Genomic DNA, 9,991 nt, shown 5'->3' on the forward strand with positions numbered 1-9,991 from the left:
TCTAAAGAAACATCGGCTTGCGCCGAGCGGTGTCCCTTGTTTTCTTTTTGCGGATAAAACAGAGTAAGCTTTTTGCGTTAAGGGAGACTGAATCGTAGAGAGAGCTTTCACACCAGAATCCACTTTTCAAAAAGTGGATTCTAGTAAAGGTTATTTTGCTAACGCAAAATTATGGATCGCCGCGCAATCGCTACCGCGCTTGCTCGCGATGACGATTCTTGTGGAGTTTGTTTGCTGGGATTGTGTGTTGTTTGTGGATTCTTGCTTTAGGATTCTAGGATTTTCTAAGAAACATCGCTTCGCTTGCTCTGCTACGCTTGTCTTACAGCAAGGCTTGCAACGACATTTTTCGCCTACGGCTCAAAATGACAAACGCAGTGTAGCTCTTTGAGAACAAGCCAAGGGTGTAAAGCAAGCAGTAGGTTTGAGAGCCAGCACTGCTTTAGGCGTGCCGATCTTTAGCAAAGCTAAATCACTGCAAAAAGCCAATCTAGCGTATAATACGGATCTATTCTTATGCCAAAGGGTAGGGCAAGGCAACATAAGGACAAATATGCAAGAATTTTTCACCGCGCTAGAGCAAGTGCTATGCACCACTGATATAGCACAAAAGCATAGGGCGTTTTTGGATTTGTGTGATGATTTTTACTCACATAGGCTTGCCATTGAGCATAGCACGCCTCTAAAGTATATCGCCCCGCACATAAACGCCCCCATAAAGCCCGCACACCATATCAAAAAAGCCAAGCTAGACTCTCACAATGGACTCGCCAAAGCCCTGCACGCAATAGCTCATATAGAATATAGTGCTATTACGCTCTCTTTAGACTCTGCATATCGCTTCCGCTATTTGCCTAGGGAGTATTACATCGATTGGCTTAGGGTGGCAGGGGAGGAGTTTGGGCATTTTTTCTTGCTGGAAGGCTTGCTTAATGAGCTTGGGGCAGGGTATGGGGATTTTGCCGTGCATAGTCAGTTGTATGATGCGATGCTTTGCACAAATACGAGTCTTTTGTATCGTATGGGCGTGGTGCATAGGGGGCTAGAAGCTCGCGGGCTTGATGCAAACCCCTTTGTCCTGCAGAAATTTAGCACCCTAAAGCACCCTATACGCAGTAAAATACAAGAAGTGCTAGGCATAATACTGCGCGATGAGATAGGGCATGTAAGCAGGGGAGATGTGTGGTGGAGATTTGCCCTAGAGAGCGCGCAAAGTGCGAGATCCACACACGCAAATCCACAAGCCACAAACGCGCTACAAGATGTGCTACAACTTATGCAGCAAGACTTGCCCCACCCAGCGTGGCAGGAGCTGGATTCTAGGCTGGATTCTAGCTTTGATAGCGAGGGGGTGTTTTTGGCTTTGTGTGTGCGATTTGCAGATTTTATCCTCTGTGGCAAAATCCCCAACACACAAGCCCGCCTGCAATGTGGCTTTAGCCAAAAGGAGATAGAAAAGCTAGGGCGGCTCTATGAGCTATGTGCCAAGCACGCTAGAGCCTAGCTAGTAGCTACAATCCCAAACGCGCTTAGTGGGAAAACCGCTTAATACGCACTTTCATAATGTTTTTACGCTCGCCTTGGTAGTGTATTTCAAACTCGCTATTGTCTTCTTGGCAGATTTGCTTAAAGACATCGCCCCAGCTTTCTTTGCCATAGGAAGACGCGCTTTTGTAGTAGTGCTGCTTGATCCAATTGCCAATGGTCGAGACAAAGGCAAAGGACTGGGCGTCTTGCGTGTCTTCTATGGCTCTGCGTAGGAGCTTGATTAGGGCTTTGTTGTTAGCAAGGGTGATGGGTGTGTCTAGCTCATCATAGCTGCTAAAAGCCTGCTTTAGCTCCTCTCTTGCCTTATAGCTCCCAAAGCCGATCGCCGGGACAGCCCACCTGCGGATCTCTTGCGCCAAAGAGGCAAAATCACTATCGCTTGTAGCAAGCGCGAAGCAGTCCATAGAGCGTTGATAGAGTGTGTGCATCACATCAATGGTCAGCCGTATGTCGCTAGCATTTTTGGCTTTGTGGGTAGAGTCTCTTGCGCCTGTTAGGATCTGTATAGGCTCGATGGAGTATTGCAGCAGCACCTCTGCCCAAGGTCCTAGCATATCCTTGCGCCAGTCGCCATACGCCTTTTTGATACATACTTCGCCCACTTCATCAAGCCGCTTCATAATCTCATCGCACAGCTTGTAGCTGATATTCTCACAATCAATAAAAAGCGCGATTTTTTTCGCGCCGCTGGATTCTAGCATTGCTTCTCTCCCTTGTCTATGCGCTCTTGAGCTTTGTGGTGGAATGCCTCTGGGTATTTTGCTTGCAGTGTGTGGATAATGGCGATTATCTCTTCTTGCCCATATGGAGCTTCATCATCAAAGCTATCAAGCTCATCGCTATATGCTTGCAGGATCTGCTTGAGTGCAGAGCGTTTAAGCCCGGCAAAATGCAGCGCGACACACAGCATATCAAAAAGCTCTAAATCATTTTCATCAGTAGAATCCACATTTGCACTTTTAGATTCTGCGCGGTGTTTGCTCATAGTCTCTCCTTAGTTGGTTTTATCGGTGATTAGGCGTTGTATCTGTGCTTTTATATCATCGTAGAAAAAGCTCTCTCTAAAGCCCTCCATTTTGCCTCCAGAGGCATTTTTATGCCCACCACCATTGAAAAGCTCCTTGCTAAGCGCACATACATCGCAATTCCCATTCGCACGCAGTGAGACATTGCCCCTAGCGTTAATGTCCATATAAAAGTCAAATTCTGGATTCTGGCGTAAGAAAAGATTAGCAAGCACGCTAATGCCCCCCATAGAGTAGCTTAAAAACCCTACCTTATCGCGGTAATGCACGCTGCATTGCTCTTTGAGCGTGCCAAGTAGCGCGGCTTGCTTTGTGCTTGTGATATGGTCCATTGTCTCATTATCTGGGTCGCCTTCAAGGGCGCATTTTTTCAGCACAAATATCGCATTATCAAACTCCACCGCGCCTTTCTCTCTCCCTAGATACGACCTAGCGGCTTCAAGGAGATTGAATTTGTAGATTCTATGGGCTTTGTCAAACATAAAGCGATTAAGCTCATTGCTCCCGGCAATAAGCCCCAACGCCACCTTGCCAAACTCAAATCCATAGCCATCTTCACGCCAAATATCCACAGAGTTTATCATCTCCACCATATCCGCAAGCGGGGCGATGTGGCTAGAATCCACTTTTTTAAGCAAAGTATCAAAAGTGGATTCTAGGGGGGCTTCAAATTTCCTAGTGGATTCTAGGGGCTTTGGGTAGAGTTGCTGCAAGGTTTCAAAGGTGATTTTTGTCGCGCATTGAGTAGAATCCAAATGATACCAATCAAACATTTTCGCACATTCCTCGCCGCTAATGTGGTGATCAAGCAAGAGTAGGGATACATCTTTTTGCTGGAGTTTGTAGGCATTGACCCGCTCATAGACATATTTTGCTTCACTTAAGGTGAGATTAAGATCTGTGATAAGGATCAAAAAGCTTTGGTGTGTTTTGGTGCGGAATCTCTCCTCAAAGGCAAAATGCGTATCAAGGCGCGTGAAAATACTCTGCAAACGCGCCATAACCTCCCTGCCATAATTGGCGTTATAAAACTCTATATCATCAAAAAAGTAGCGTGTGATAAACTGCGCCCCATAGCCATCAAGATCAATATGTGAGAGATGAAACACTTTCATAATCTAATCCTTCTTATATCTTATATCCTTTGGCTTGTCTGCCATTAGAAGTTTGGCGAGATTATGCCTACTTGCTCATATTTTGCATTAGGGTCAATTTCTGCATAGCTCACAACCGGAATCCGCGCTTTAAGATCGCGCACTTCTTTCACCATAACGCGCCGTAGCTTCACATCAGTAGCGATGACACCATAGATATTTTTCTCTTTCATCGCTTCTATGGCGTTTTTCAGCCCTAGGGTAAATTTCTCGGATTCTGCGGCGGTTAGAGCTAGGACTTGCCCGTAATCAGGGTCATTTTTAATCCGTGCTTTAAGATACTCTTCATCAAGCGGGGTAAATCCTATAAACTTCAGCACCCCATCAGAATCCGCAAAAGTCTGGGTGATGACCCTAGCAAGCTTGGTGCGCACACCTTCGATAATCACATCAAGCTCCATACCCATAGCGTGCTTATCGATTGTAGTTTCAAGGATTGTAAGCATATCGCGGATAGGCACGCGCTCTGCTAGCAAGGCTTGTAGCACCATACGGACAATGGAAGAGATCTTGCGTGCTTCTTCGATTAGGGCAGGGTAGTCATCACTCATTCTGCTTAGTATGTCATTGACTTCATCGCGCGTGATGAACTCCTGTGCATTGCGCGTTACAAGCTCGCTAATATGCGTAGAAATCACAGAAGATGGATCAAACACCGTATATCCTGCGATAATGGCATCTTCTTTATCCTTTGCATCAATCCACACGGCATTCATACCAAATGCCGGCTCCTGCACTTCTACCCCCTCAATTTTGCTACCTACAACGCCTGTATCAAGGGCTAGGAATTTGGTGGGCATTACCATACCCTCGCCAATCACCACGCCCTTTAGCTTGACTTCATAGTTGGGTGAAGGGAGCATAAGATTATCGCGGATTCTAATTTGAGGCATTAAAAATCCATAATCATGCGCGATTTTCTTGCGCATTGATCGCACGCGCTCTATCAGCAAGCCTCCTTGCTTTTGATCCGCTAGCCCTATAAGCTCAAACCCAAGCTCAAGTTCCAAGAAATCCACCTTAAGCGCGTCTTTGAGATTTTGCTCCTCTTCTTTGCGGATTTCTTCTTGTGTCTTTTCAGCTTTGGGGGCAGGGGAGAGATCAGGCTCTGCTGGTGTGGCTTGTGTCTCTAGGCTGAAGTTTGTGTTAAATTTCTTATTCACCCAATCAAGCAAGATAGAAAGCAGGCTTTTTTCATCTTCTCTAGAGAGTAGCCACGCGACAAAGAGCAAAAGCGCGCCCACAAAGAGCAGTGAGAAAGTAGGCAGTCCCGGGATTGAGGCAAAAAGCAGGAGGATCAAGCCCACAATGACTAGCGTTTTGGACTGGGAGGTGAGCTGGGAGACGAGATTTTGCGCGAAGGATTCTTTGGCATTTTCTTGCGCGGCAGTGCGTGTGGCGACAATACCTGTGGCAGTGGCGATGATAAGAGCAGGGATCTGCCCCACAAGCCCATCGCCTATGGTTAGGATCGTGAAAGTTTGCGCTGCTTGCCCAAAGCCCATATCATACTCAAACATACCGATCAAAAATCCACCCACGATATTGATGATAGTAATGATGATAGAAGCGATCGCATCACCTTTGACAAACTTACTCGCCCCGTCCATCGAGCCATAGAAATCCGCCTCTTGCGAGAGAGCGGCGCGGCGGAGCTTGGCTTCTTTCTCATCGATGAGTCCGCTATTAAAATCCGCATCAATTGCCATCTGCTTGCCGGGCATCGCATCAAGCGCGAAGCGTGCGCGCACTTCTGTAACGCGCGTAGAGCCGTTGGTAACGACAAGCAGATTTACTAGCACCAAAATGCTAAAGATAATCACCCCTATGACATAGTTGCCGCTAATGGTGAATTCCCCAAAGGCGGTGATAATATCACTCACAGCACTAGGTCCGCGGTAGCCTTCAGTGAGAATCATACGCGTAGTAGCGACATTGAGAGCTAGGCGAAATAGCGTAACAATCAGCAGTAGGGTAGGGAAGGCGGAAAAATCCGTGGGCTTAGTAATATACAGCGCGATAAAAATGATAAGGATTGATAGCATAATGGAGATAGTGAGCAAAAAGTCTAAGATTATCGGGGGCAGCGGCACGATGATAATCACAAGAATACAGAGCAAAAACGCCACAACGGTCAAATCTTTGCTACGCAGCATTGTCTGTGCAAAAGCGATAAGCTTTTGTAGTGCTGTTTGCCCCTTAGACGCCATATAATGCCTTGTATGTGATGTGTTGTAGGCGCGGATTCTAGCGAGATTTTGGTAAAAAGTAGCTTTTAGTGCTTGTGGCAGTAGGGCGGACTTTAAGGAGGCTGCCAAAGACAGAATTTAACCTTATTTTTAGATTCTGTTTTATACAATCGCGGCTTTATTTTAACTACCAATCAGGAGGTCATTATGGCTTTAGATACGGCGAAAAAACAAGAAATCATCACAGGCTTTGCCCGTGATACAAAAGACACAGGCTCCCCAGAAGTGCAGATCGCACTCCTTAGCGAGAGAATCTCCACGCTTACAGCACACTTGAAAGCAAACCCTAAAGACCACTCCAGCAGGCTAGGGCTACTTAAGCTTGTAAGCAGGAGGAAACACCTACTCAAATACCTTAAACGCACCAAATACGAAGCTTATACCAAGCTCATCGCCGCTCTCAATATCAAAGACCGCTTCTAGGATTCTAGCGGCTTGGGCTGGCACCTAGAATCCACTTTTATACTATGGAGCTGCGAGAGTGGGTAAAGCACGCTTTAGAGTCTTGGATTTGTTTTGTGGGGCAGGGGGGTTTAGCTATGGGATCGACCAGAATCCACATTTTACAACACTGCTTGCCCTAGATTTTGAGCAAGCTGCTATCGATACTTTTTCACATAATTTTCCAAAAGCACAAGCAATCTGTGGTGATATTACTGACATAAAGATAAAAAACACGCTTATACAACAAGCAAAAAGACTTAAAATCAATACGATCATAGGAGGTCCTCCTTGTCAAGGGTTTAGCCTTAAGGGCAAGAAGCTTGGGCTACAAGATCCTAGAAATTTTTTATTTTTAGAGTATTTAGACATTGTTGGGCAGCTGCAGCCTGAACTATTTATCATAGAAAATGTCAAAAGTATTTTTAGCACTGCAAATGGATATTTCAAAAATGAGATAGAAAAGCACATACAAAATCTAGGCTATAAAGTGGATTCTGCTATTTTAAACGCTAAAGATTATGGCGTGCCGCAAAATAGAGAAAGGGCGTTTTTCATCGCGCATAAAAGGCAGCACTTAGGATTCCCAGCGACAAGCGAAGTGCAAGTATGTGTCAAAGATGCTATAAGTGATTTAGCATATTTGCAGAGCAATCAAGGAGAGATTATAAGCTCTTATAAAAACCAACCACAAAGTGCGTATCAAGCAATGCTAAAAGGCGAGTTTCTGCAATACCATAAGGCAAGCAATCACTCTCAAATCGCCATAAAAAAGCTAGAAATGATCCCACAAGAAAAGGGCAAGGAGTGCCTGCCTAAAACCTTGCACGGCAAGCAAAAATTCAGCACAACTTGGGGGCGACTAAAATGGAATGAAATAAGCCCGACCATTGATACAAGATTTGACACCCCAAGCAATGGCACAAACTCTCACCCCTTTTTACACCGCTCCATCACGCCACGAGAGGCAGCTAGGATCCAAAGCTTTAGTGATAGCTTTATATTCTTAGGTAAAAAAACGCAAGTGTGCAAGCAAATAGGCAATGCCGTGCCACCACTGCTTGCAAAGGCATTAGCAGATCACATCGCAAGCGAGCTTATATGAAGCTATATAATGCGGACTCTTACGCATTGATCGCGCAAATGCGAGAAAATAAGCTAAGGGTGCATCACATCATCACTGATCCGCCCTACAATATCTCTAAGCCCAATAATTTTCCATCTATGAGACAGAGACGGCAGGGCGTGGATTTTGGCGTGTGGGACAAGGGCTTTGATCTTGTATCGTGGATCCCGCAATATGCGGAGATTTTAGACAAAAATGGCTCGATGATAGTCTTTTGCTCCTATCGTTTTATCAGCCTTATCGCTCAAGCATTAGAGAGCTCAAATATGCTTGTAAAAGATATTTTGATATGGCAGAAGTCAAATCCTATGCCACGCAATATAACAAGGCGTTATGTGCAGGATTTGGAGTTTGCCGTATGGGCGGTAAAAAGTGGGGCAAAATGGGTGTTTAACAAGCCTAGCGATGCGCCATATTTGCGATCGATTTTTACACATTCTCTTGTAAGCGGCAAGGAAAAGTTAGGACACCCCACGCAAAAAAGCTTAAAGCTTATGAAAGATCTTATACAAATCCACACAAATCCAAATGAAATCGTGCTTGATCCATTTATGGGCAGTGGCAGCACGGGGGCTGCCTGCCTAGAGCTAGGGCGAGAGTTTATCGGCATAGAAAGAGATAAGAAGTTTTTCACTATGGCACAAAAGCGACTAGAATCCTACAATAAAGATTGATACACTTTATCGATTAAAAATCCTCTATCATCGCTTGCAAAAATGATAGAAGCAAATTCTAGATTCTGTGGATTATTTGTAAAAATATTGTTTATAAGTTGTTTTTGATAGCTTTCACTACTTGCACCCTTCTTTAATGCTCTGTGGCACACAGGGCAAAGCTTTGTGAGATTTTCTAGCACATCTAATTGCTTATCACTCCCCACAGATATGCAGTGATGAATCTCTGTGTAATACCGCCCCATTTTTGTTAAAAAGCTTCTATCTTTTATATCATAGTAAGCATTGCAAGCCGCACAAATATCATCGCTTGAATATTTAAATATTTTTACAATCTGTCCATCTCTGCTAAAAGATTCTCTATCATTTTCCTTTTCAAATGCTAAATCCTTGCGTATTTTCTCAATCTCATAAGGCGATAAATGCTTATCATAAATTGTATGTAGATAATGTGCTATGCGTTCTTCAAAGGAGTTTTGAGTAAAGCTTGGCTCCTCACAAGCAAAATAATAGACACCATTATCTAGTTTATAATTTAAATTATACGCTCTGCTTGCTTTTAGGGCTTTGTATGGATTTATTAACCCAATATGGCGTAAATACCAATATAAATTTATGCGAAATTGTGCATTTCTTTTATTGATATTTTCAGTATATTGTTTTTGCAATTCTCTAAAATTCACATTTATAGTTTGTGCTGGGATATTAAAATTATCAATCAAATATCGAATGCGTTTTAGCTCTAAAGATGAGTTATAAAAATAATCTAGTGTTAAAAAGCTAAGCGAAGTATCAATACTTCCCCTTGTCTCAAAAAACCCACGCAAAAACATCTTTTTGTTTTCACTCAAATCCTTATCCATAAAAAATGGTGCAAGAAAAATTTTCTGCAATAAGCGTGTGAAAAACTGCTCATTATTAAGCCCAAGATCATTTTCTAGTGTTATTACAAAATTTGTAGAAGTTTTTCTATACCAAAGATTATGGTAACTACAAGCATTAAGAATGCGTTCATACTTATCCAAACTTTCATTATACTCATCATTGCTGACATAGTTTTCTTTGTGATGTCTATAGCTAGAAACACTCACAATACTATTATCTTTGATGACATAGCGACTAAAAAATGCACCCAAATCAAATGGCGCGATACTAGAATCCAAAAATTGTGATACACGCATTTTATCTCCCTAGCCAATATTCCATAAATATCAAAATCTAAAAAATTGAAAATTATAATTTAGTTATGAAAACTATAATTTTCAATTTTTTATATATAAATAATTATATCTCCCCTATCTTTTGCCTTTTCTTTTGGGCAGGTATTTTGCCTTTAGTGTATGTAGCAATGCGCGGCATTTGCGATAAGGGGCTTTGATACGATCTTCTAAGGCTAGCAAATACATCGCGCGTTTATATCGCTGCTCGACAAAATATTGCCACATCACTCTCCCCCTCCTGAAGCTCTTCTCATAAGGCTGGCTTACAATAGAGAGCAGAAATTGCTCAAGCTGGCGTTCAAAAAGCTCGATATGATTAGAGTCCAAAAACAGCGGCTCTTGTAGTATCGCAAGCTGCTTTTTTTCATCTGCTTCTATTTCTGCAATATGCGCGATCAAGGATTCTAGGGTAGGGAAGCTATGGGCGTTGATAAACGCCTTTGCATTTACCCCCCCCCCCCGTAGATAATGCCTTAGTCGCTAAGGGATCGCCCCAATAGATTGGGATAGTCTGTGCTGCTGCTGCTTGGATAAGCTTCTCTGTCAAGTAGCCC

At 43.5% G+C, this 9,991-nt stretch carries 11 protein-coding genes; 5 read left to right on the forward strand and 6 right to left on the reverse strand.

What is annotated here, in order from left to right; all coding sequences use genetic code 11:
• The first annotated feature begins 133 nt into the window (after window positions 1-133).
• Both NYG90_RS10345 and NYG90_RS10350 read left to right on the forward strand, forming a co-directional pair.
• On the forward strand, window positions 134-391 hold the full coding sequence (locus NYG90_RS10345; protein WP_285257736.1) for a hypothetical protein: 258 nt from the start codon (window positions 134-136) through the stop codon (window positions 389-391).
• A gap of 33 nt (window positions 392-424) precedes the next feature.
• Complete coding sequence (locus tag NYG90_RS10350) at window positions 425-1,504, forward strand: DUF455 family protein (RefSeq protein ID WP_285257737.1); 1,080 nt, start codon at window positions 425-427, stop codon at window positions 1,502-1,504.
• A gap of 25 nt (window positions 1,505-1,529) precedes the next feature.
• On the opposite strand, the gene NYG90_RS10355 is transcribed toward NYG90_RS10350, so the two are convergent.
• From NYG90_RS10355 to flhA, 4 genes are read right to left on the reverse strand one after another with little or no spacing between them, the layout of a single operon-like run.
• A complete protein-coding gene (locus NYG90_RS10355) occupies window positions 1,530-2,249 on the reverse strand; it encodes an NYN domain-containing protein (protein WP_285257738.1) in 720 nt (239 codons plus the stop codon).
• Window positions 2,243-2,533, reverse strand: a complete 291-nt coding sequence (locus NYG90_RS10360; protein ID WP_115011886.1) for a hypothetical protein — start codon at window positions 2,531-2,533, stop codon at window positions 2,243-2,245. The genes NYG90_RS10355 and NYG90_RS10360 overlap by 7 nt, the downstream gene beginning before the upstream one ends.
• Before the next feature lie 9 nt (window positions 2,534-2,542).
• On the reverse strand, window positions 2,543-3,688 hold the full coding sequence (locus tag NYG90_RS10365) for a DHH family phosphoesterase (RefSeq protein WP_285257739.1): 1,146 nt from the start codon (window positions 3,686-3,688) through the stop codon (window positions 2,543-2,545).
• A 44-nt stretch (window positions 3,689-3,732) separates the two neighbouring features.
• Window positions 3,733-5,937, reverse strand: a complete 2,205-nt coding sequence (flhA, locus tag NYG90_RS10370; RefSeq protein ID WP_115011888.1) for a flagellar biosynthesis protein FlhA — start codon at window positions 5,935-5,937, stop codon at window positions 3,733-3,735.
• Window positions 5,938-6,123: 186 nt separating this feature from the next.
• Here flhA and rpsO point away from each other — a divergent pair, with 186 nt between their 5' ends.
• The 3 genes from rpsO to NYG90_RS10385 are packed head-to-tail and all read left to right on the forward strand — an operon-like array spanning window position 6,124 to window position 8,217.
• A complete protein-coding gene (gene rpsO, locus NYG90_RS10375; RefSeq protein WP_285257740.1) occupies window positions 6,124-6,399 on the forward strand; it encodes a 30S ribosomal protein S15 in 276 nt (91 codons plus the stop codon).
• A 58-nt stretch (window positions 6,400-6,457) separates the two neighbouring features.
• Complete coding sequence (locus NYG90_RS10380) at window positions 6,458-7,522, forward strand: DNA cytosine methyltransferase (RefSeq protein ID WP_285257741.1); 1,065 nt, start codon at window positions 6,458-6,460, stop codon at window positions 7,520-7,522.
• Window positions 7,519-8,217 (forward strand): DNA-methyltransferase, encoded by a 699-nt coding sequence (locus NYG90_RS10385; RefSeq protein WP_285257742.1) that lies wholly within the window; start codon window positions 7,519-7,521, stop codon window positions 8,215-8,217. Before NYG90_RS10380 ends, NYG90_RS10385 begins: the two co-directional genes overlap by 4 nt.
• Here NYG90_RS10385 and NYG90_RS10390 read toward each other — a convergent pair.
• Both NYG90_RS10390 and NYG90_RS10395 read right to left on the reverse strand, forming a co-directional pair.
• On the reverse strand, window positions 8,202-9,398 hold the full coding sequence (locus tag NYG90_RS10390; protein ID WP_285265035.1) for an HNH endonuclease: 1,197 nt from the start codon (window positions 9,396-9,398) through the stop codon (window positions 8,202-8,204). The genes NYG90_RS10385 and NYG90_RS10390 overlap by 16 nt on opposite strands.
• Before the next feature lie 114 nt (window positions 9,399-9,512).
• Entirely contained in the window at window positions 9,513-9,836 is a 324-nt protein-coding gene (locus NYG90_RS10395; RefSeq protein WP_115011891.1) for a hypothetical protein, read from the reverse strand.
• Window positions 9,837-9,991 lie beyond the last annotated feature (155 nt).

This window comes from Helicobacter zhangjianzhongii (assembly GCF_030249855.1).
Taxonomy (GTDB): Bacteria; Campylobacterota; Campylobacteria; order Campylobacterales; family Helicobacteraceae; genus Helicobacter_B; species Helicobacter_B zhangjianzhongii.